At 63.1% G+C, this 16,558-nt stretch carries 33 protein-coding genes; 21 read left to right on the top strand and 12 right to left on the bottom strand.

The window, feature by feature from the left end:
* Positions 1–31: 31 nt before the first annotated feature.
* The 3 genes from SO140_RS20285 to SO140_RS20275 all read left to right on the top strand — a co-directional run bounded on the left by SO140_RS20285 (position 32) and on the right by SO140_RS20275 (position 1,789).
* Positions 32–469, top strand: a complete 438-nt coding sequence (locus tag SO140_RS20285; RefSeq protein ID WP_498543030.1) for a hypothetical protein — start codon at positions 32–34, stop codon at positions 467–469.
* A gap of 518 nt (positions 470–987) precedes the next feature.
* Positions 988–1,485 carry a transcription elongation factor GreA gene (gene greA / locus SO140_RS20280; RefSeq protein WP_449384448.1) on the top strand — a complete coding sequence of 166 codons (498 nt, stop codon included), beginning with the start codon at positions 988–990 and terminating at the stop codon, positions 1,483–1,485.
* Positions 1,486–1,555: 70 nt separating this feature from the next.
* On the top strand, positions 1,556–1,789 hold the full coding sequence (locus tag SO140_RS20275) for a hypothetical protein (protein WP_498541644.1): 234 nt from the start codon (positions 1,556–1,558) through the stop codon (positions 1,787–1,789).
* Positions 1,790–2,279: 490 nt separating this feature from the next.
* Here SO140_RS20275 and SO140_RS20270 read toward each other — a convergent pair whose 3' ends face one another.
* The 5 genes from SO140_RS20270 to SO140_RS20250 form a co-directional block, all read right to left on the bottom strand.
* The gene (locus tag SO140_RS20270) at positions 2,280–2,474 is read right to left on the bottom strand and encodes a hypothetical protein (RefSeq protein ID WP_498543029.1); all 195 of its coding nucleotides are present in this window, start codon (positions 2,472–2,474) and stop codon (positions 2,280–2,282) included.
* The gene (locus SO140_RS20265) at positions 2,471–2,689 is read right to left on the bottom strand and encodes a hypothetical protein (protein ID WP_498543028.1); all 219 of its coding nucleotides are present in this window, start codon (positions 2,687–2,689) and stop codon (positions 2,471–2,473) included. Before SO140_RS20265 ends, SO140_RS20270 begins: the two co-directional genes overlap by 4 nt.
* Complete coding sequence (locus SO140_RS20260) at positions 2,686–2,952, bottom strand: hypothetical protein (RefSeq protein WP_498543027.1); 267 nt, start codon at positions 2,950–2,952, stop codon at positions 2,686–2,688. Before SO140_RS20260 ends, SO140_RS20265 begins: the two co-directional genes overlap by 4 nt.
* Complete coding sequence (locus SO140_RS20255) at positions 2,949–3,239, bottom strand: hypothetical protein (RefSeq protein WP_498543026.1); 291 nt, start codon at positions 3,237–3,239, stop codon at positions 2,949–2,951. Before SO140_RS20255 ends, SO140_RS20260 begins: the two co-directional genes overlap by 4 nt.
* Before the next feature lie 67 nt (positions 3,240–3,306).
* Positions 3,307–4,452, bottom strand: a complete 1,146-nt coding sequence (locus tag SO140_RS20250; protein WP_498543025.1) for a tyrosine-type recombinase/integrase — start codon at positions 4,450–4,452, stop codon at positions 3,307–3,309.
* A gap of 185 nt (positions 4,453–4,637) precedes the next feature.
* Here SO140_RS20250 and SO140_RS20245 point away from each other — a divergent pair, with 185 nt between their 5' ends.
* Positions 4,638–4,931 carry a hypothetical protein gene (locus SO140_RS20245; protein ID WP_498543024.1) on the top strand — a complete coding sequence of 98 codons (294 nt, stop codon included), beginning with the start codon at positions 4,638–4,640 and terminating at the stop codon, positions 4,929–4,931.
* Positions 4,932–5,009: 78 nt separating this feature from the next.
* Here SO140_RS20245 and SO140_RS20240 read toward each other — a convergent pair whose 3' ends face one another.
* The 7 genes from SO140_RS20240 to SO140_RS20210 all read right to left on the bottom strand — a co-directional run bounded on the left by SO140_RS20240 (position 5,010) and on the right by SO140_RS20210 (position 7,604).
* Positions 5,010–5,222 (bottom strand): hypothetical protein, encoded by a 213-nt coding sequence (locus SO140_RS20240; protein ID WP_498543023.1) that lies wholly within the window; start codon positions 5,220–5,222, stop codon positions 5,010–5,012.
* Positions 5,223–5,441 (bottom strand): hypothetical protein, encoded by a 219-nt coding sequence (locus SO140_RS20235; protein WP_498543022.1) that lies wholly within the window; start codon positions 5,439–5,441, stop codon positions 5,223–5,225.
* Positions 5,442–5,488: 47 nt separating this feature from the next.
* Entirely contained in the window at positions 5,489–5,803 is a 315-nt protein-coding gene (locus SO140_RS20230) for a hypothetical protein (RefSeq protein WP_498543021.1), read from the bottom strand.
* Positions 5,800–5,973 (bottom strand): hypothetical protein, encoded by a 174-nt coding sequence (locus SO140_RS20225; RefSeq protein ID WP_498543020.1) that lies wholly within the window; start codon positions 5,971–5,973, stop codon positions 5,800–5,802. Before SO140_RS20225 ends, SO140_RS20230 begins: the two co-directional genes overlap by 4 nt.
* On the bottom strand, positions 5,973–6,299 hold the full coding sequence (locus tag SO140_RS20220; RefSeq protein ID WP_498543019.1) for a hypothetical protein: 327 nt from the start codon (positions 6,297–6,299) through the stop codon (positions 5,973–5,975). Before SO140_RS20220 ends, SO140_RS20225 begins: the two co-directional genes overlap by 1 nt.
* Positions 6,296–6,682, bottom strand: coding sequence for a hypothetical protein (locus SO140_RS20215; RefSeq protein ID WP_498543018.1), 387 nt, complete (start codon positions 6,680–6,682; stop codon positions 6,296–6,298). The genes SO140_RS20220 and SO140_RS20215 overlap by 4 nt, the downstream gene beginning before the upstream one ends.
* Before the next feature lie 205 nt (positions 6,683–6,887).
* Positions 6,888–7,604, bottom strand: coding sequence for a hypothetical protein (locus SO140_RS20210; RefSeq protein ID WP_498543017.1), 717 nt, complete (start codon positions 7,602–7,604; stop codon positions 6,888–6,890).
* 237 nt (positions 7,605–7,841) lie between these two features.
* Here SO140_RS20210 and SO140_RS20205 point away from each other — a divergent pair, with 237 nt between their 5' ends.
* The 17 genes from SO140_RS20205 to SO140_RS20125 all read left to right on the top strand — a co-directional run bounded on the left by SO140_RS20205 (position 7,842) and on the right by SO140_RS20125 (position 16,535).
* Complete coding sequence (locus tag SO140_RS20205) at positions 7,842–8,021, top strand: hypothetical protein (protein ID WP_498543016.1); 180 nt, start codon at positions 7,842–7,844, stop codon at positions 8,019–8,021.
* On the top strand, positions 8,015–8,245 hold the full coding sequence (locus SO140_RS20200) for a hypothetical protein (RefSeq protein ID WP_498543015.1): 231 nt from the start codon (positions 8,015–8,017) through the stop codon (positions 8,243–8,245). The genes SO140_RS20205 and SO140_RS20200 overlap by 7 nt, the downstream gene beginning before the upstream one ends.
* Before the next feature lie 110 nt (positions 8,246–8,355).
* Positions 8,356–8,562, top strand: a complete 207-nt coding sequence (locus SO140_RS20195) for a hypothetical protein (RefSeq protein WP_498543014.1) — start codon at positions 8,356–8,358, stop codon at positions 8,560–8,562.
* Complete coding sequence (locus SO140_RS20190; RefSeq protein ID WP_498543013.1) at positions 8,559–8,885, top strand: hypothetical protein; 327 nt, start codon at positions 8,559–8,561, stop codon at positions 8,883–8,885. The genes SO140_RS20195 and SO140_RS20190 overlap by 4 nt, the downstream gene beginning before the upstream one ends.
* The gene (locus tag SO140_RS20185; RefSeq protein ID WP_498543012.1) at positions 8,857–9,300 is read left to right on the top strand and encodes a hypothetical protein; all 444 of its coding nucleotides are present in this window, start codon (positions 8,857–8,859) and stop codon (positions 9,298–9,300) included. Before SO140_RS20190 ends, SO140_RS20185 begins: the two co-directional genes overlap by 29 nt.
* Positions 9,297–9,629 (top strand): hypothetical protein, encoded by a 333-nt coding sequence (locus tag SO140_RS20180; protein ID WP_498543011.1) that lies wholly within the window; start codon positions 9,297–9,299, stop codon positions 9,627–9,629. Before SO140_RS20185 ends, SO140_RS20180 begins: the two co-directional genes overlap by 4 nt.
* Positions 9,626–10,096 carry a single-stranded DNA-binding protein gene (gene ssb, locus SO140_RS20175; protein ID WP_498543010.1) on the top strand — a complete coding sequence of 157 codons (471 nt, stop codon included), beginning with the start codon at positions 9,626–9,628 and terminating at the stop codon, positions 10,094–10,096. The genes SO140_RS20180 and ssb overlap by 4 nt, the downstream gene beginning before the upstream one ends.
* A gap of 29 nt (positions 10,097–10,125) precedes the next feature.
* On the top strand, positions 10,126–10,398 hold the full coding sequence (locus tag SO140_RS20170) for a hypothetical protein (protein ID WP_498543009.1): 273 nt from the start codon (positions 10,126–10,128) through the stop codon (positions 10,396–10,398).
* Between the two features lie 11 nt (positions 10,399–10,409).
* Positions 10,410–10,568 (top strand): hypothetical protein, encoded by a 159-nt coding sequence (locus SO140_RS20165; protein ID WP_498543008.1) that lies wholly within the window; start codon positions 10,410–10,412, stop codon positions 10,566–10,568.
* Positions 10,565–11,647: a DNA-methyltransferase gene (locus SO140_RS20160; RefSeq protein WP_498543007.1), complete on the top strand. Its 1,083-nt coding sequence runs from the start codon at positions 10,565–10,567 to the stop codon at positions 11,645–11,647. Before SO140_RS20165 ends, SO140_RS20160 begins: the two co-directional genes overlap by 4 nt.
* A 13-nt stretch (positions 11,648–11,660) precedes the next feature.
* Positions 11,661–12,035, top strand: coding sequence for a dATP/dGTP pyrophosphohydrolase domain-containing protein (locus SO140_RS20155; RefSeq protein ID WP_498543006.1), 375 nt, complete (start codon positions 11,661–11,663; stop codon positions 12,033–12,035).
* A 6-nt stretch (positions 12,036–12,041) separates the two neighbouring features.
* Positions 12,042–12,170 (top strand): hypothetical protein, encoded by a 129-nt coding sequence (locus SO140_RS20150; protein WP_498543005.1) that lies wholly within the window; start codon positions 12,042–12,044, stop codon positions 12,168–12,170.
* 6 nt (positions 12,171–12,176) lie between these two features.
* A complete protein-coding gene (locus SO140_RS20145) occupies positions 12,177–12,707 on the top strand; it encodes a phosphohydrolase (RefSeq protein WP_498543004.1) in 531 nt (176 codons plus the stop codon).
* Positions 12,707–13,063 carry a hypothetical protein gene (locus tag SO140_RS20140; protein ID WP_498543003.1) on the top strand — a complete coding sequence of 119 codons (357 nt, stop codon included), beginning with the start codon at positions 12,707–12,709 and terminating at the stop codon, positions 13,061–13,063. The genes SO140_RS20145 and SO140_RS20140 overlap by 1 nt, the downstream gene beginning before the upstream one ends.
* 53 nt (positions 13,064–13,116) lie before the next feature.
* Positions 13,117–13,395, top strand: a complete 279-nt coding sequence (locus SO140_RS20135) for a hypothetical protein (RefSeq protein ID WP_498543002.1) — start codon at positions 13,117–13,119, stop codon at positions 13,393–13,395.
* A 16-nt stretch (positions 13,396–13,411) separates the two neighbouring features.
* Positions 13,412–14,677: a DUF7146 domain-containing protein gene (locus SO140_RS20130; RefSeq protein WP_498543001.1), complete on the top strand. Its 1,266-nt coding sequence runs from the start codon at positions 13,412–13,414 to the stop codon at positions 14,675–14,677.
* On the top strand, positions 14,670–16,535 hold the full coding sequence (locus SO140_RS20125) for a phage/plasmid primase, P4 family (RefSeq protein WP_498543000.1): 1,866 nt from the start codon (positions 14,670–14,672) through the stop codon (positions 16,533–16,535). The genes SO140_RS20130 and SO140_RS20125 overlap by 8 nt, the downstream gene beginning before the upstream one ends.
* Positions 16,536–16,558: the final 23 nt, after the last annotated feature.

The following is a 16,558-nucleotide window of genomic DNA, read 5'->3' as shown; positions in this document are numbered from 1 at the left end:
CGTATTCCACTACGATTCCCCGGACAGCGTATTGAACGATACCGAACTTTCGACAGACGAGAAGCGAGTGATCCTCTCGTCCTGGGCGTCGGATATGTACGTCGTCGAATCCCACCCAGCGCTTCGTGAAATCCCCGCTATCCCACACAGACTGCGTTTGGACGACATCCTCGCGGCACTCAAGCAATTGGACGACGAGAATGATCCGCCGCCTCGTGGTGGGATGGCCATGCGGGTGTCTCGTTTGAATAGCCTCGATTGCGGCTGTTTCGACAAGCCGCAGCCTTCCATCGGAGGGCGGGCCGCCACGATACCGTATCGATCGACTCAACCTTCACGCCCGCACGGTCATCCGCGGTGGACGCGCGAGGCGAATGTGAGGCGATATCGCAAGCTTCTCAACACACAGCTGACCGATATTGAACGCAACTTCATACAGCGACGGCTAGCCGAAGATTTGCAGGCTTAATTAGTCGTCAAGGGCCAACTCGAACCGAGTTGATCGGAGATGTCTGCGATCGATGAAAGCCCCAGCGAGATCAGATCAGTGCGAAACGACATTTGGCGTGGTCGCAGGCTGCTTCAGGCCGATCTGTCCGATGCTGAGCGAGCAATCATTGACAAACGGCTGCTTGAACAGCGGCGAACTTTTGAATTGCTGTTAGCCTCTACGTTCCCTTTAACGTTGAAGCTCTGAAGCAGTTCGGGGAAACTATAAACCACCGCGCCAGGAGGAATTAGGTATGACTGCAGGCTCGTTAGCTCAGGTCAAGATGGGCACGGAAGCGCTTGCTCTTTGTGTGGCCGGTGTCTTGTGCGAACGCGATCCATCTCTGTTGGCCGCCTTTCGAGAAAGAGTACAAATGCTCAGTCGCGTCCTCGAAGATCGCGGAGACCATGAAGCGGCGGCAATGGTTAGCGCATTTGGGAGAACGTTGGTCGATCCCGCATTCAGGTGTCTCCCGAACTAGTCGGTGCAAAAATCCAATGACAAGATTTCCTGTAACCGCTGCAGGTCATGTTGCCCTCGAAGAGGAGTTGAGGCACCGCATTCGAGTCGCGAGACCTTGCCTTGTTCAGAGAATCCAGCAGTCGATTTCCGACGAGGCCAACCTGATTGAAAACTCGGAATACCAGGCTGCGCTCGCGGAGCAAAAACTTAATGAGGCTCGAATCGCCGACTTGGAAGACAAGCTCGCGCGCGCCGAAATCGTCGACGTATCGAAGCTTTCCGGCGATACGATAAAGTTTGGCGCCACAGTGACGCTGATTGATGACGACACCGGTGAGAAGCGGATCTGGCAGATCGTCGGTGAGCCCGAGGCCGAAGCGAAGGAGGGCCGGATTTCAGTGACTTCACCGATCGCTAGGGCTCTGATCGGCAAGACCAAAGGCACGACGGTACTCGTCGAAGCCCCGGGTGGCGCGAAGGCTTACACTGTCCGGAAGGTGGAGTGGTTCGAGGACAAGCGAAAGAAACGATAGCTGGTGTGATGGCAAAGCTCCATCTAACGATGCTTATGCCACACGCTGTAGGCAAATTAGGACGGCCACCATGCCGACTAGCGCTCACTACAATCAGCTCCCAGCCAGTGAGGAAGAACGGAACTACCTCGAATCGTTGATCCGTGAAGACTTCGAGCGATGCCATCCCGGTGAGACGCTTGAAGACTTTAAGCGGCGAGCCTCATTTTCGAAGGAGGACAGGGGACTGCTGCGCGACTGGATGGCAATCGCGGCGCGACGCGCCGCGGCTGATCAGGCCAAGCGACTGACCTCAACGGCGTAGGGGTACCGCCGGTTGGCTTGGGGTCTGGGAGGCGGGCACCTCCTCGTCTCGGGAGACGTGTTGAAGTCGTGTGGCGGGTTTGTTGCCTGCCTAGCAACCTTTGGCGTTGGTACAAAAGGGCGGTACCCAGCGCACGTCCTGCTCTAGTCCGCCGGCTCCGAGACGAAGAGGGGGCCTTTTCGGCGATCGGCGAGGCCCTCGGTCGCTGGCGCGGCCCGCAGCCTTTGGCGAGGAAGCGATTTCGAGTCGACCGGGTCCAATAGCAACTGCACCGGTCGCATTCGTTCGCGCGGGGCCGATGGCAGAAAGCGGAGCCATCAGCGGACGTCTGTGCCCCGGCTGTACCCTGAGATTTCCGGGGCACAGACGATGGGAGACGGCAAGGCAAATTGTTGATTTTGTTGCGTTTTTGGTGGGCGCACAAGGGATCGAACCTTGGACCTCTCCCGTGTGAAGGTGTTGGGCGTCACCTCCTAGCGTGTTGATTTACTTAGGCTTTACCGTGTTTGGCGATCGGGCTGGGCGGATTTTGGGCGCTGAGCACGCGGTACATGAACAGGTCGCCGCAGTCACAGCGCGGGCACCGCGCAATGTTCACAGGGAATTGCGGCGAGCGTACCGTCGCCGCGTCGGCCGCCGCAAAGAGCAGCCGGCAGGCCGTGCACGCCATGCGTTGCGCCGTCATGGCTGGAAGCCCGCCTTGTGCAAGACTCGCCGGCGATAGGTGGCATCCGGTTCCATCGGGGCGCCCTCCATCTGCATGATCACCTCGCGCGGCGGAACGCCGAGCCTCGCCGCGATCGCGTCGAGGCCTGCGCCCTGGGCTAGCTCGATCTCGATCCGGAATTTCTCGGCGGCCTCGGCGAGTACGATACGCTCGGCCGGTGTCAATTCCGTCATGGCTCGGCCCCGGTGAGTTTGGCGAACATTTGCGCGGTGGTGTCGGCGTCGAGCAAGGTGTCGGGCGTTACGGTGCCTTGGATCATCCTCTTTTCGGCCGGCGCCGACGGAGACCGATCGAGCTTGGTTCCGATGCGATCCATTTCGGTCAATAGCGCGAAGATGTCGGCGAGCATGTCGGTGTCATCCGCAAACGCCTCCGGTGCCGCCATGAGATACCGGCGAATTTGGTGTGCCGCGTCGTGCAGGGTGTCGGAGATCATCGGGCAACTCCCAGGGCGTCGCGGATGTCCGCTTGCGCTTGCTGATAGCCGACCTCGCGCGCCGTCTCGATCGCCAAGACGAGCGCGTGACCAACCATCGCCCGCAAGGCGTCGGGCTGCTCAAACATATGGTCGCCGATATACAAGTCGCCGATGCCGCTCCAATTGTGCGGATCATTGCGGCGCTCGCCCTTGTCAACGCACACGAGCTTGACGTGTGCGCCGTCAACGCGCGCCTCGATCGCGGCGTTGGCCTTGGCGTGTGGAATGTTCACGAGTCGATGCATCAGTTCTCCCCTGCTAGTCCCGCCGCAAGGCCAATCCCCGCGACGATTAAAATTTACTCGCGCACGCTCATGACGTCGCCGCCTTGCGCGCGATCGCCTCGACACTTGCCGGCGGCGATCCTTGCGCCGTTGTCGGCACGCCGATCGAGGGCATCTTGTTGATCGAGGGCGCGGCGTGCGCGACGTTGACGTGCGCGTAACGCAACACCATGTCGAGCGTGGCCCAGCCGCCAAGCTCCTTGAGCAAATTGAGATCGCGGTTCTCTTGGTAATGCCACGTCGCCCAGGTGTGGCGGCAATCGTGTGGATGAAAATTTGTCAGTCCGGCGCGTTTGACGGCGGCCTGAAACCCCTTCTTGATCCGCGAGCCTGCCGAGACGTCGCGCGGATCGTCGGGATCGAGCGGGGCATAGGGCTCGCCGAGCAATTCGATCACCTCGCCCGCATTGGCGCCGCGCGGTTTGATGCGTTTGCCTTGTTTGCGAAAGACACAGCCCTCGCGGTGCGGAAGATTGGCGAGGATGGCGACGAGATCGGGATGCAGCGGCACGCCGCGATCCTTTTCGCTCTTGGTGCGCACGGTGCCGTCATTGACGAATTGCACCTGGGCGCGCTGCAAATCGACGTTGCGCCAGTCGAGCCACAACGCCTCGCCCATGCGGGCGCCGGTGTAGAACAGGAAGGCGACGAGCGGTTTTAGATGCGGTGCGCACGCCTCGATCAGACAAAAGGCCTCGGCGTGGGTGATCCAGCGCACGCGGCCTTTTGGCTTTTTAGGGCGCTTGAATTTGACGGCCGCGAACAAGCTAGGACGCTTTTGCGCCGCCATGTTGATGACCGCGGCGAGCGGCGTGTAAAGCTGGCGATCGAGCGTTGATGGCGCGAGGCCGGGATAGATCGCTTTCGCGGCTGCGTCGGCCGCCTCCTGATCAATCTTGCCGGCGATCGTCGATCCAAAATGGTCGATCAGCGGTTGCAGGAATCGCGCCTCGCCGCCGTGCTCCAGATAGATCGCTACGGCGCCGAGGAAGGTGCCGCCCGCCTTGACGCCATGGACACTACTTTGCAGGATTTCCCATTCGCGTTTCGCGCGGATTTCTTCGGCAATGCTTTTTTCATGAGTGCCGCAACTCTCGCGGACTCGGACGCCTCGGAGCGTGCCGCGCAAGTACCAGTTTGGGGAGTCGGGGCGTTGGTAGATTTCGAGGGGCACGTCATGGCCTCATAAAGCTGTGCAAGGTCTTGATCGGTAAACAGTTTCGCCCGCCCGAGCGTCCGATAAAAGGGGTTGACTGCAACAAATTCGGCAAAAACCCGCTTTGAGACGCGAAAATGCGCCGCCGCCTCGTCCAATGTGTACAACTTGAGGGTCATCCCCGGCCCCGCTTGCCCCGATAGATGGCCGGCGGGCGCACCCGCCGGCGAAACGTTTTTCCGAAAGATCAGGCCCGTTTTGACCAGCGCTGGCGGGCTTCCTTCAGGTTTGCGCCAGTCACCCCCGGATTAACTTCGCAGGCGGCGAGGTTTCCGCTGCAACTGATCATGCGCTTATTCGACTTGCCGCCGTGCCAATATTCGACCTCGGCGATCGATCCGCAGAACGGGCAGGGCGGCACTGTTGTGTCGAGAATTGTTTGGCGTAACTGCTTGAGTGATGAGCGTGTCAACGTGATTGATCCCTTTGCTGGTTGATACAGTATCGTCGCGCAAAGAACGCCACGACGCCGACTTGCGTGACGAGATAGCCGGCGCCGATGAGTGCGAGGATGCTCACGCCCAGGCGGCCCCGAGTTCGCGCGCACGGTCGCGCAGCGCGCGTTCCTCGTCGGCGAGTTCGGAAAGGTGCGGATCGCTCTCGCCGAACGTGTTGAGCGCAACGTCGCGCTGAATGCGCAAGAGGCCGAGCGCGTTGAGGATCAGCGAGCATTCGCCGGCACGGTCGCCCGTGACATGCGCATAGATCGATTTGAGCAGCTTGAGCATTTACCCCTCCGGTTGATAGCGGCCAAGTCGCACGCGGGCCGCGGTGGCGCGTTCCGTCCCGTTGATGGAGATCCAGGCAGCCGCGTGCCAGACGCACTTGCCCTCGCGCTCGATCAGCACGCGGCACAGCTTGCCGCCGTTTGCCTTGATGGTGCCGACCAGATCGGTGCCGTCGGCCGGCGCGCAAGCCGGTAAGTTTTCAAAATCGGCGCGCGACATCGACGTGTCGCGCAAGAAAACGATATTGTTCCGTTCAATGAGTTCACTCATAGCCCACCACTGTTCTTGCGCCGTGCGAGGATCAGCGCCGCGAACACTGCGGCTTCTTCGGCGGCGATGTCATAGAAAAGTCGATCGACATTCGCGTCGGCCGGCGCGCAAGCGTTCCGAAATTTTTTCCAGCGCGCAATAAAGCTGGCGCGTGTCGCACATTTGGTAGCGCGCGCAAGATCGGGTGTGGTTAACAGAATCCACCGCGTCTCGATCTTGATGCGTGCAATCAGATGCGACGCGCGCGCAACTTGTAGCGGTGGCAGCGATGCCAGATCGTGGATCGCACCGCGGGCTTGTTCCATGATCATGACGGGCGCCGCTCCGTCGTCGTCACGCGCTCGATCACCTCGGCGCCCTTGTGGGTGCGCATGATGGTGCGGATGTCGCCGCGCGTGATCTGCCTGCCCGGCGCGATCTCGATCGTGTCGAGGATGTTGAAATCGGCGTCGCGCACGATCAGGGTTTGCGACATGAACATCAGGCCCTCCGCAAAAATAGGGGGATGTCGAGATCGGCATCGCTGAGCTGGCGCGGGGTTGTGGGTGCAACCGGTGAGGAATCAACTTGGTTCCGATGCGCCATTTGATGCGCCGCAAAGCTGGCCTCATAGGCGTCGGCCTTGGCCTTGAGCGGCGCGATCTCGATGGCAAGTCGCGCGGCCTTCTCGATCAGGCGCGGAACGATCTTCTGGTCGATGGCGCTTTTCGAATTGCGTCGGTTGAAGATCTCGCGCTCGACTTCGTATTGCTCGATCGCGGCCTTGCGGTAATTCTGCACGTCGGCGTGTTGGTGCGGCATCATCATGCGTTGACCTCGCATCCTGCGCGGGATTTGCACGGCGCGATCGGGCATGGTTCATCCACGATGGCGATCGTGCCAAGCGCCGCGTGCACGCTCGCGCTCGCCAGCGTGCGCGCGCACCATTCGCCCTGGCGCGGCGTCAGGCGCGCGGCATTGCCGCTGCAGCGGAACAGCAAGCCGCGCCGGATCAGGCCGCGGATCAGTGTGGCGGGAAACGGGCGGGTCTTGTCGGGACCGAACCATCCGGTGCCACAGCGGCGCAGCGTGCCGCCGGCGGCGGACAGGATCGCTGTGCAGGCGATGGTGGAGAGGCTGGCCGCCTCTGGGGAGGCGGGCTCGCCGGGCGCGAGCAAGGGTAGCGCTGTGGACACGTTGGTGATGAGCATCTGATTCCCCGAACAGAAACTAGCGGATTTGGCTAGTTTGATTCGCTCGGGTTAACAAGCCCTTTACGTTAGCTTCCACAGTTTGGACATAAAAAAGCTCGTCAAGATAGTATTCCTACGGAAAAGTTGTGGAGTGTTGCGCACAACAAAAAGCCCGCGCCGATTGGCGCGGGCGTTGATTCGTCACATGGCTGTCAGGTTCCGCTTACTCCTCGCGGAAGAACACCCCGCGCACCCGGCCGACGATCTCGATTCGCAAGCCGGCCTTGCCGGCAAGCGGCACCCATTCCTGATGCTGCGGATGCTCGCTCTCGGGCCGTAGCCACAATTGCCCTTCAGGGCCGCGCGTCAACGTCTTGATCGAATCCTCGATCAAGCCGTCGGCCTTGAAGGCGCGGACATGGTAGCGGCGGCCCTCCATCAGCTCGCCGGGCCTGTCGATCACGCCCGGCTCGAAATGCGACATCACGACGATGGCGCCTTTGGGGTAGCGGCGATTGATGTCGTCGCCGCGGATTTCCCCGGCGTAAAGCGCCACATCCGTCAGGGCCTCTTCGCTTGGGATCATGACGTCGTGCTGCTCGAGATCAGGCAATTGCGACTGCGCCCGCCAGTCTCCGGCGGCCAGGGCCACGACGACGCGCACCCGGCGCAAATTCTCGGCGACCGGCGGCGCAATGATCTCGGCCGCCGGCACGCCAAAGACTTCGCCCAAAATATTCATCCATGCCTGAGTCAAATTGGCCGCTCCTGTCGCTAATCGGTTGATGGTGACAGTGTGGGTCTCGGCGCGCTCCGCATCGCCGCGCTTATGCGCAAGCTCGCGCACGCGCTTGGCAACCTCGGGGTAGGTCCATTTGCGCGCCTTGGTCAGTTCAAAAATACGGTTGGGCCTCGGGCGACGTGCTCGCGGCTTACGCAAGTTACTCTCCTGCACAGAAATTATTTCCCTCGCCATATCAGCAGATTACCCGGAACCGAATGGGTTTGAAACTAGCAATCCCCGATAGGGGGTGCTTGACGACTAACTAGCGAATCACGCTAGTTTCGTCACGCTTGAAACGAGAGCTTCGGCTCGAACTTTTCGCTTGACGTTTCCGAAACCGGGGTCGCTGCCGCGACGGGTGTTCCGCGCCCGTTCGGCTGCATGGGGGAAATCATGTCTCAGACCAAGTCCGTCATTCATGACGGCCAGGGCGATGCGATGCCGTGCGACTGCGCGGCCTGCCGCTCGCCATTCGTCATCTCTAACCTTTCGCGCCGGCGCTCCGTTCCGTCCGCACCGGAGGATCGCGCCAAGGATCGCGCCGATCATCTGCGGGAGGCGCGCGCATGCTGATGTTCACGCGCTCTTTGATGGTCGCCGTGCTCGCCGTGCTGTCGGGGCGTGGCTTTGCGATGCCGCGCGTCATGCCGGCGTTTCTGCCGGCGCCGCCGTTGCTGACATTGCCGCCGCGCGGCCGCCGGCGCTGGTCGTCGAAACTTTACACGCCGAACGGCGAGCGCGAGTGCGCGCGGCGCCGCCGGCAGATTGCGGCCGGTCAGTTGCGGGTGTCGCAGTGACTTGCCTGGGCTGGGGACTTCTGGCCGCCGGCGCCGCGTTGATCGCGCTTGGGGGGTCTTGCGCGCTGATCCGTATGGTGCGCCGGCGGCCATGGGCGGATGTGCTCGACATGATCGAGCCGCCGCGCGTGGCGATGCCGCTGCGCTGCACGTGCACGGCAAAGCGATCGTTCTGCGACTGCGCGATCGACGGTCGGCGCAATCCGCGCGGCGCCGGTCGCGCGCGCACGTTCCACGATCACTCCGACATCGAGCGCCGCGCGCGATCTTTGTGCGTGTGTGTGACGCCTTATTGCCAGTGCGGGGCGCGTCGATGATCAAGCCGACACCGCGCGCGGTGATCTCGCGGCTCGTGTGGCTCGCCAACGTCGCCATCGTCGATCCCGCAAAAACAGTCTCGCGCGAGTTCATCGCTGATCTGGTCGAGGTCGAGGCCGATCTTGAGGCGCACGGCTTGGCTGCCGATCTCGCGGTGCGGGCGCTGGTCAAGCCGCTGGGGGATCTCGCGCACAAGACACTCGTGCGAGGCGCCAAAAGCGCGCGCCTCGTCGAGCAAGTGAAGCAGGCGCGCACCATCGTGCGCGATCAATTCCAACAGGCGGGGGCCGACCATGCGCGAAGCAAAGAAGATCAGACTTAGACACGCCTATTTCGGGCCGCTGACGTTGCGCGAGATCGCGCGGGCGCATGCGGTTGGCGAAAAATGGCTGGAACGGTTTTGGCGCGATGAAAAGGCCGCCGGCCGTCTCGCCAATCAGCCGCGACCGTTCTTCGAGAAATTCATCAAGGCGGCGCCGGCGCCTGTCGTTGTCGCCGAGCCCGACGCCGACGACGATGAGGCCGATGACGACGCCGCGCTCGGCGAATTCAACCGCTCTTGCGAAACGCAGTGCGGTGCCTTGCGCGCGGCGCTGCTCGCCAATCACGCCGATCGGCCCGAGCCTTATCTCGTGCCGGCCGATTGGCTGAGGTTCGATCGCAAGGGCATGCCGCTGCCGACGCCGGCGATGCTGATGCGGATGTGCCGCGAGCAAGACCAGCGGGTGCGCGCATGATGAATGGCAACAGCGCGATACGCTTCCGCGAATATGAGGCGGCTGTCGATCGTCTCAAGATGATCTTCAATCAGCTCGACACAGATGAGGGCCGCGATGCGGCTCTCAAAAACATCACCATCGGCATCTCTCGCTTTGATGGCGACACGCCAGGCGTGCGGCACGTCGCAAAGGCGGTTGCCGAGGCATTTCGGGCCGATGTGCCGAAGTATCTGGCGGGCCTGATCGAGGGGGCCCGGGCAGAGGTGCGATTTGCTGCCGATAGGTTGAGCGACGCGATCGCCTCCGATCTCGATTCCAGGTTCATGAAAGGGGCGAAGGGGCAATGAGCGGCATCAACAAAGCGATCGTGCTCGGTCACGTCGGCAACGATCCAGAAATCCGGCGCACACAGGATGGCCGCGCGATCGCGTCGTTCTCGATCGCCACCTCCGAGCAGTGGAAGGACAAGACCACCGGCGAGCGCAAGGAGCGCACGCAATGGCACCGCATCGTCGTGTTCAATGAGGGGCTGGCGAAGGTCGTCGAGCAGTACGTTAAGAAGGGCTCAAAGCTCTACGTCGAGGGCGCGATTGAGACGCGCAAATGGACCGACCAGGGCGGCGCTGAAAAATACGTCACCGAGATCGTGTTGCGCTCGTTCAATTCGACGCTGGAATTGTGCGGCGATCGTCGCCCAGGCGGCCCGCCGCCGAACGACAACGCCGATCGCACCGATGCGCGGTCGCTGCCGGCGCGCAACTCCGGCAGCATTTCGTCGGGCAAGCCCGACATGGATGACGACATTCCGTTCTAAAGATGGGGGCAACTGTGAAGAAACCGACAATGGCGGACAAGATCGCGAATGTTCGCGAGGAATACGCCCGAGCGCGCGTTGCGATCGTACAATTGCAATGCATGTTGAACCGGTCGGCGCGCGACATGGCGGATGCGCGCCGAGCCCTGCTGTGCGTCGCCGAGATGCATGTGGCCACGCCGGCGCACGCCGCGCTTGCTGGCGTGGCCGCCGATCGCCTCGCGCCGCATATCGACGAATTTGAGAAGATTGCCCGCCTCAGCGTTTGCGCGGCGATCGATGATCTCACTATCCCGTTCTGAGGGGCGCGTCGATGGTGCGGGGCATATTCGACGAGCGCGCGGGCGCGGCCGAGCGGCCGGCCGAGGCCAAGGGGCCGAGCAAGCGCGATTTGCGCGAGCAGCTTGCCGAGGCCGTGCGCAACACGGCCGCGATGCCGATCAAAGGCAAGCGCAAAGGCGAGCGCACATGAGCGGCGAATCCTTCTGTGACGGCCGCGTGGTTCTGCACCGCGGCGACATGCTTGCCATGCTCGCCGGCCAGGGCGAGGCCACGCTCGACGCCTGCGTGTGCGATCCGCCGTATTTCCTGCCCGAAATGGAAAAGCGCTTTGGCGCGTCGACGTCGGCGAAAGCGAAAGGTGAGATGTTCTCCAGGGGCGCCAAGGGTGCGGCGCACGGCAAGGGCGCGGTGTTCGGCGACATTGCCAATCGCGTCGAGACCTGGGCGGCGGTTTATCGCGTGCTCAAGCCCGGCGCATACTTGCTCGCCTTCAACTATCCGAAGGCGTTCGCGCATATGCAGATCGCCGCCGAGGCGGCGGGCTTTGAGACGCGCGACGTCTTTTCGTGGCTCTACGGCACCGGCTTTCCGCACGGCAAGCCGCTCGGCAAATTTCTCGATCGCGCCATCCTGGGCGATGTCTGCGACGCTGACGAGTTGGCGCGCGGCCCGGTGTCTCACGTGGCGGCGTTCTATGACGATCGCGACATCACCGCCAAGCCGGCGGCTGAGTTTATCCTGATCGCGCGCAAACCGCTCGACGGCACCATCACCGAGAACATTTTGAAGCACGGCACCGGGACGCTCGATGTCACCGGCTGCCGCGTGCAGCACGCCACCGGATCGAGCTTTCCCGCCAACGTGCTGCACGATGGCTCGCACGAGGTGGTAAGCGCGTTTCCGCGCGATGCCTCCGGCGAAAGCGTCTCGCGGTTCTTCTGGCATCCGAAAGCCGACGAGGCCGATCGCGCCGGCTCGGGACACCCGACTGTGAAGCCGCTCGCCTTGATGCGCTACCTCGTGCGGCTCGTGACCAAGCCCGGCGACACCGTGCTCGATCCCTTCGCGGGATCTGGAACGACAGGCGAGGCCGCGATCGCGGAAGGGCGGCACGCGGTGCTGATCGAGATCGACCGCGAGTTTCAAGACGACATCGCAAACCGCATGCGCACGGCCTTTGCCGGCCCCGACGAGCGCAAGCGGCAACTGATCAAGGCAAAGGGCACCGACACGCCGTTCGAGGCCGGCTCGCTCTTTGCGGGGCTTTAGGGAAGGGGAAGCAATGCAATCGTTTGATCTGGTCGCGCATCTCTACCGGCAGCGCGCATTCTCGCGCGCGACGTTCGGGCCTGGGGCGCGAGTCAAGGGCGTGATCGATCACATCCGCAAGGAACTGATCGAGATCGAGAACGCGCCAGATGATATCACCGAATGGGTTGATGTGATCTTGCTCGCGCTCGATGGTGCGTGGCGCGCCGGCTATGGGCCGGAAGTGATCGCCGATGCGATCTACACCAAGCAGGGCCAGAATGAACGGCGCGATTGGCCGGATTGGCGCATGGCCGATCCCGATAAGGCGATTGAGCACGTCGATCTCGCTAAGCGTGTCGGGCCGCCGCGGCCGACTGGGCGCCTCAGCCATACGCCGATTGGTTAGCGCCAAATGACCATCGATCGCTTTGACATCCTCGCGCTCGCCGCCTTTGGCCTCGGCACTTTCATCTTCTTGTTCTACGTAATCCCGCGCATCGAATTCGCGATCGCGGCCCTCGATCTTCTCATTGGGAGCTAAGCGCACATGCGCAAGGGTGACTGGATTCAAACCTATAGCGGGCGGCAATTTTGGGCGCTCGATCCGCGAGTCGACGAGATCGACTTGATCGACATCGCGGCGGCGTTGTCCAAACTGTGCCGTTTTGGCGGACATTGCCGGCGCTTCTACTCGGTCGCCGAGCATTGCGTGCTGATGGCGCGCAAGGTGTCGTCGGGCTTGCGCAAGCCGGCGTTACTGCACGATGCGAGCGAGGCCTATCTCGTCGATATCCCTCGGCCGATCAAGCCGGCGCTATCGAACTATGTCGAGATCGAGCACAATCTCATGCTCGCGATCGCCGACAAGTTTGAATTTTGCTGGCCGCTTCACCCCGAGGTGAAGGCCGCCGACAACGCTATTCTGCACGACGAGATGTTGCAGAACATGGTGGCGCCGCCGGTGCGTTGGCATCAGATCGAGGGCGATCCGCTCGGCGTCACGTTGCAGTATTGGTCGCCAGAACAGGCAATGCAGCAATTCTTGCGCGCCGCCGACGATTACGGAATTGCGCGCTGATGAGCAACCGGGGGCAATCGTTCATCGTCGAGGTGCGCAAGCGCAATCCCGACAATTTTGCATCAAAGCCGGGTGATGCCCGGCGCTCCGGCCGCGCCGTAAGCGCGGCCGGCATGGCGGCCGTGTCGATCGAGTTTTGTGAGCGTGCCAATCAGATCGAGGCGCGGCTCGGCGTCGTTACCGTCGGCGCGGTGACGCACGACACGACGAGCGAAGGCTATTTCTGGGCGGTGTATTTGCCCGGCCTGCCGCAGACGCCGCGGCCGGCGCGCGATCCCGAGGCCGCGCGCAATGCGATTCGCCACAAGGTGAAAGAGTGGTGCGAAGCGGCCAAGCTGATCACGGCGAGGCGGTGATGGGCGAAAACCCCGCACCCCGGCCTGAGGGGCGCCCCCAGGGCGAGTCTCGTGTGTCTTGGCTCGACATGGCCGCGATCGTCGAAAACGAGGCCGGTCGCCGGCGCATCCGCGTCGATGAGTTGAAATTGCACCTCGGCGAGAAGTTGACCGACGTGCAGCGCGACAACGTTGCCTCGATCATTCACCGGCTCGATTGCGAGGCCGCCGCGCTCGACGGCGTCTCGCGCCTGATTGAGCGGGCGCGCACCGATGGCACGATCCTCGGCCGGCTGACCGCACTCGCGCGGGCCGAGGCCGAGGGTGCCGACGATGGGGGGGGGGGGCGATGATGTCCGGTATGAATAAATGATCTCCGATGCTGCGCTTGACGCGCTGAAGGCGCGTAATCCCGTGCACGATGTTGCCGGGCAGTGGGTGACGCTGCGCCGCAACGGCCGCCGCGGCCATATCGGGCCGTGCCCGATCTGCTCCGATGATCCGAGATCGCGCTCGGCGATGCGCTTTGAGTGCAATGCCGACAAATGGGTGTGTGCCGTCTGTCACGACGGCGGCGACGTCATCAAGCTCGTGCGCAAGCGCGAGGGCGTTGGTTTTGAGGCGGCCGTAGAGCGCCTGGGTGGTGCGGCCGAAGAAAAGCCAACGCCAGAGCTCGCCCGCCGCGCCGGGCGTCGCGCCTTCGCGGCCGGCGGCGTCATGGGCGAGGTGCCGGTACCATTCAATGAGGATGATGCGTTGCGCGTCGCGTGGTGCGCCGGGTGGAGCACGGCGCGCAATGCCGATCTATTCGCCGCCAAGGCGCGCGAGCGCGAGCGTGCGCGTCTCTTTGAATTCTGGAAGGCTGGTACGCGTTGGCCGGGCACGCCGGTGGCGGACTATCTCGCCTGTCGCGGCATCCTCGCGCCGGAGAATGCAAAGCTGAGATTTCATCCGTGGTTGCCGCTGTTCGCCGATGGCCGCGAGCGCGAGCCGCTGCTCGTGCATCGCGGGCCGGCGATGCTGGCGCCGTTCCTCGATGCCGATGGCATCTTTCGCGGGCTGCACATGACATGGATCGACACGGATCAGCCGAAGTGCAAGGCCGTCGTGATCCATCCCGACACGGGGGAAGTGCTGCCGTCGAAAAAGATGCGCGGCACGAAAGCCGGCTGCTATCTTGATCTCGGCACGAGCGATGCGCTCAAGGGCCTGCGCGTGCCGCATACGCGGCTCGTCGCCGGCGAAGGCATTGAGACCGTTCTCGCGGTCTATAGCGCGCTCGTGCGTGCCGGGCGCGATGTGTCCCGCACCTCGTTTCGCGCCTCCGGTGATCTCGGCAACCTCGCCGGCAGGGCATTGGAGACGACGCCGCATCCGACTCTCAAGACCGCCAACGGCCGGCCGCAGCGCGTGCCAGGTCCCGATCCTGATCCGAATTCGCCGGCGATGCCGGTGCCAGATAGCGCCGACGAGCTTGTGTTGCTCGGCGACGGCGATTCCGAGCCGTTCCTGACGCGCAATGCACTGGAACGTGCGGCACGCCGGCATGCGCGCGAGGGCCGCACCATCCGTGTGCGGTTCGCGCCTAGCGGCCTCGATTTTAACGACGTGATTCAAGGCAAGAGCAATGATTGACGACAATGAAGAAATCCCGCCGCATCAGCAAATCGCGGACTGGATCGAATCCGACGACGCCGACTTATCCGGCTTTGCCTCCTACGCCCCGCACCCCGCCGAGGGGGGCGCCCCCTACGGGGGGCAGGGCGATGAGGATGTTGACCCCGCCGACAACGAGCGCCCGGCCGATGCCGACAAGATTCCGCGTGATGTGCTTGAGGCCTGCTCGCACGAGCCGCAGAACGACACCGGCAACGGCGCGCGGCTGTTGCATCATTTCGGCCCCTCACTCCTCCACGTGCGCAATGTCGGCTGGCACGCCTGGGCAGGAACGCATTGGGAGCGCGAAGGCGGCAATGAGATCGCAACACGTCACGCGCAAACCACGGCCGCGCGCATCGTGCTTGAGGCCGATGTGATGGCGGCAACGCCGAACGAGCAACGCGCGATCGATGCCGCCGCCCAGGCGCGCGAGCAAATCGCTAAGATCGATGCCGATGAGGATGCCCGCGCACGGGTCGCGCGCCGCACGGCGCGGGTGATGTTGGTGCGGGTCGTCGAGGCTGGCGAGGACGCGCAAGCTGCGCTCAAGGGGCGCCAGATCGCGCGGCGCAAATATGCGATCAGTAGCGGCAACGCCGGCAAAATCCGCGGCATGCTCGATCAGGCGTTGCCGCATCGCACCGTGACGATCGACGAGCTTGATGCCGATGCGCTGGCGTTCAATGTGCTCAATGGCACAGTGCGCTTTGTCTGCGACACCGAGCCCGATCCCGATGCCTCCGATCACGCCGGCAAGACGCTCAAGCGCTGGCGCGTCACGCTCACGCCGCACGATCGCGCCGACAACATCACCAAGGTTGCGCCGGTTGAGTACGTCGAGGGCGCGGGATGTCCGCATTTCGAGGACTCGGTCAAGCGCTTTCTGCCGGTCGAGGCGGTGCGCGACTTCGTGCAGCGGTATCACGGCTATGCCCTCACGGGCATGACCGGCGAGCAGTGCTTTGTGTTTTCCTACGGCACCGGCGCCAACTGGAAATCGACCTTCGTCGATATCGTCGCGCGGATCATGGGGCCGTACTGCGCGACGATCGCGTTTGAATCGCTTTCCGGCGATCAGCAGCGCTCAGGATCGCAGGCAACGCCTGATCTCGCGCGCCTGCCCGGTGCACGGCTCGTGCGCGCCTCTGAGCCCGAGCGCGGCGTGCAGTTCAAAGAGGCGCTGGTCAAGTCGCTCACCGGCGGCGAGCCGATGCTCGTGCGCTCGCTCAACAAAGAGTTTTTCGAGTTTCGTCCGACGTTCAAGATGGTGTTGTCAGGCAACCACAAACCCGAGATCGGCGGCGTCGATCACGGCATCTGGCGCCGCGTCAAGTTCGTGCCGTGGCCGGTGACGATTGCCGATCACGAGCGGCGCCCGATGGATGAGGTGATGGGCGAGATTTGGCCGGAGCGTTCGGGTATTCTGAACTGGCTTATTGCCGGTGCGCTTGATTATCTCAACCGTGGCTTGCGCACGCCGCCGGAGGTGATGGAAGCCACCGCCGAATATCGCGATGAGATGGATCCGATCGGCCTTTTCATCGGCTCGTGCGTCGAGAGTGTGCCTGCTAACCCTGATGGGTCGGCCGGCGCGTTCGTGACGGCGCGGCAGATGTACGATTCCTTTGCCGCCTGGGCGAACGCGAACGCGGTGCGGCCATGGAAGGAAAAGGCGTTCGGTCAGGCGATGGGGCAGAAGGGTTTGCCCAAAAAGCGCACCGAACAGGGCATGCGCTACCTGCACGTTAAGCTCAAGAATGTTCCCGATGTGCCTCGCCGGCATCGCGACGAGCCGCCGCCGCACCCCGGCGACGACGACATGGCGCCCGTCTAGCCTGTAGGGATGTAGGAAGCCTG

The organism is Bradyrhizobium sp. UFLA05-108 (genome assembly GCF_059803455.1).
This window is presented reverse-complemented; position numbering and strand designations above follow the sequence as displayed.

Bases quoted from the DNA above. Each gene is read 5' to 3' on its own strand.
- SO140_RS20255 (WP_498543026.1), bottom strand. From the start codon at position 3,239: ATGCATCGACTCGTGAACATTCCACACGCCAAGGCCAACGCCGCGATC.
- SO140_RS20155 (WP_498543006.1), top strand. From the start codon at position 11,661: ATGCAATCGTTTGATCTGGTCGCGCATCTCTACCGGCAGCGCGCATTC.
- SO140_RS20270 (WP_498543029.1), bottom strand. From the start codon at position 2,474: ATGACGGCGCAACGCATGGCGTGCACGGCCTGCCGGCTGCTCTTTGCG.
- SO140_RS20225 (WP_498543020.1), bottom strand. From the start codon at position 5,973: ATGTTCATGTCGCAAACCCTGATCGTGCGCGACGCCGATTTCAACATC.
- SO140_RS20240 (WP_498543023.1), bottom strand. From the start codon at position 5,222: ATGCTCAAGCTGCTCAAATCGATCTATGCGCATGTCACGGGCGACCGT.
- SO140_RS20275 (WP_498541644.1), top strand. From the start codon at position 1,556: ATGCCGACTAGCGCTCACTACAATCAGCTCCCAGCCAGTGAGGAAGAA.
- SO140_RS20265 (WP_498543028.1), bottom strand. From the start codon at position 2,689: ATGACGGAATTGACACCGGCCGAGCGTATCGTACTCGCCGAGGCCGCC.
- SO140_RS20195 (WP_498543014.1), top strand. From the start codon at position 8,356: ATGATCGAGCCGCCGCGCGTGGCGATGCCGCTGCGCTGCACGTGCACG.
- SO140_RS20160 (WP_498543007.1), top strand. From the start codon at position 10,565: ATGAGCGGCGAATCCTTCTGTGACGGCCGCGTGGTTCTGCACCGCGGC.
- SO140_RS20200 (WP_498543015.1), top strand. From the start codon at position 8,015: ATGCTGATGTTCACGCGCTCTTTGATGGTCGCCGTGCTCGCCGTGCTG.
- greA (WP_449384448.1), top strand. From the start codon at position 988: ATGACAAGATTTCCTGTAACCGCTGCAGGTCATGTTGCCCTCGAAGAG.
- SO140_RS20170 (WP_498543009.1), top strand. From the start codon at position 10,126: ATGGCGGACAAGATCGCGAATGTTCGCGAGGAATACGCCCGAGCGCGC.
- SO140_RS20205 (WP_498543016.1), top strand. From the start codon at position 7,842: ATGTCTCAGACCAAGTCCGTCATTCATGACGGCCAGGGCGATGCGATG.
- SO140_RS20260 (WP_498543027.1), bottom strand. From the start codon at position 2,952: ATGATCTCCGACACCCTGCACGACGCGGCACACCAAATTCGCCGGTAT.
- SO140_RS20190 (WP_498543013.1), top strand. From the start codon at position 8,559: ATGATCAAGCCGACACCGCGCGCGGTGATCTCGCGGCTCGTGTGGCTC.
- SO140_RS20185 (WP_498543012.1), top strand. From the start codon at position 8,857: ATGCGCGAAGCAAAGAAGATCAGACTTAGACACGCCTATTTCGGGCCG.
- SO140_RS20130 (WP_498543001.1), top strand. From the start codon at position 13,412: ATGATCTCCGATGCTGCGCTTGACGCGCTGAAGGCGCGTAATCCCGTG.
- SO140_RS20165 (WP_498543008.1), top strand. From the start codon at position 10,410: ATGGTGCGGGGCATATTCGACGAGCGCGCGGGCGCGGCCGAGCGGCCG.
- SO140_RS20215 (WP_498543018.1), bottom strand. From the start codon at position 6,682: ATGCTCATCACCAACGTGTCCACAGCGCTACCCTTGCTCGCGCCCGGC.
- SO140_RS20140 (WP_498543003.1), top strand. From the start codon at position 12,707: ATGAGCAACCGGGGGCAATCGTTCATCGTCGAGGTGCGCAAGCGCAAT.
- SO140_RS20150 (WP_498543005.1), top strand. From the start codon at position 12,042: ATGACCATCGATCGCTTTGACATCCTCGCGCTCGCCGCCTTTGGCCTC.
- SO140_RS20235 (WP_498543022.1), bottom strand. From the start codon at position 5,441: ATGTCGCGCGCCGATTTTGAAAACTTACCGGCTTGCGCGCCGGCCGAC.
- SO140_RS20220 (WP_498543019.1), bottom strand. From the start codon at position 6,299: ATGATGATGCCGCACCAACACGCCGACGTGCAGAATTACCGCAAGGCC.
- SO140_RS20125 (WP_498543000.1), top strand. From the start codon at position 14,670: ATGATTGACGACAATGAAGAAATCCCGCCGCATCAGCAAATCGCGGAC.
- SO140_RS20145 (WP_498543004.1), top strand. From the start codon at position 12,177: ATGCGCAAGGGTGACTGGATTCAAACCTATAGCGGGCGGCAATTTTGG.
- SO140_RS20230 (WP_498543021.1), bottom strand. From the start codon at position 5,803: ATGATCATGGAACAAGCCCGCGGTGCGATCCACGATCTGGCATCGCTG.
- SO140_RS20245 (WP_498543024.1), top strand. From the start codon at position 4,638: ATGGCCGGCGGGCGCACCCGCCGGCGAAACGTTTTTCCGAAAGATCAG.
- ssb (WP_498543010.1), top strand. From the start codon at position 9,626: ATGAGCGGCATCAACAAAGCGATCGTGCTCGGTCACGTCGGCAACGAT.
- SO140_RS20180 (WP_498543011.1), top strand. From the start codon at position 9,297: ATGATGAATGGCAACAGCGCGATACGCTTCCGCGAATATGAGGCGGCT.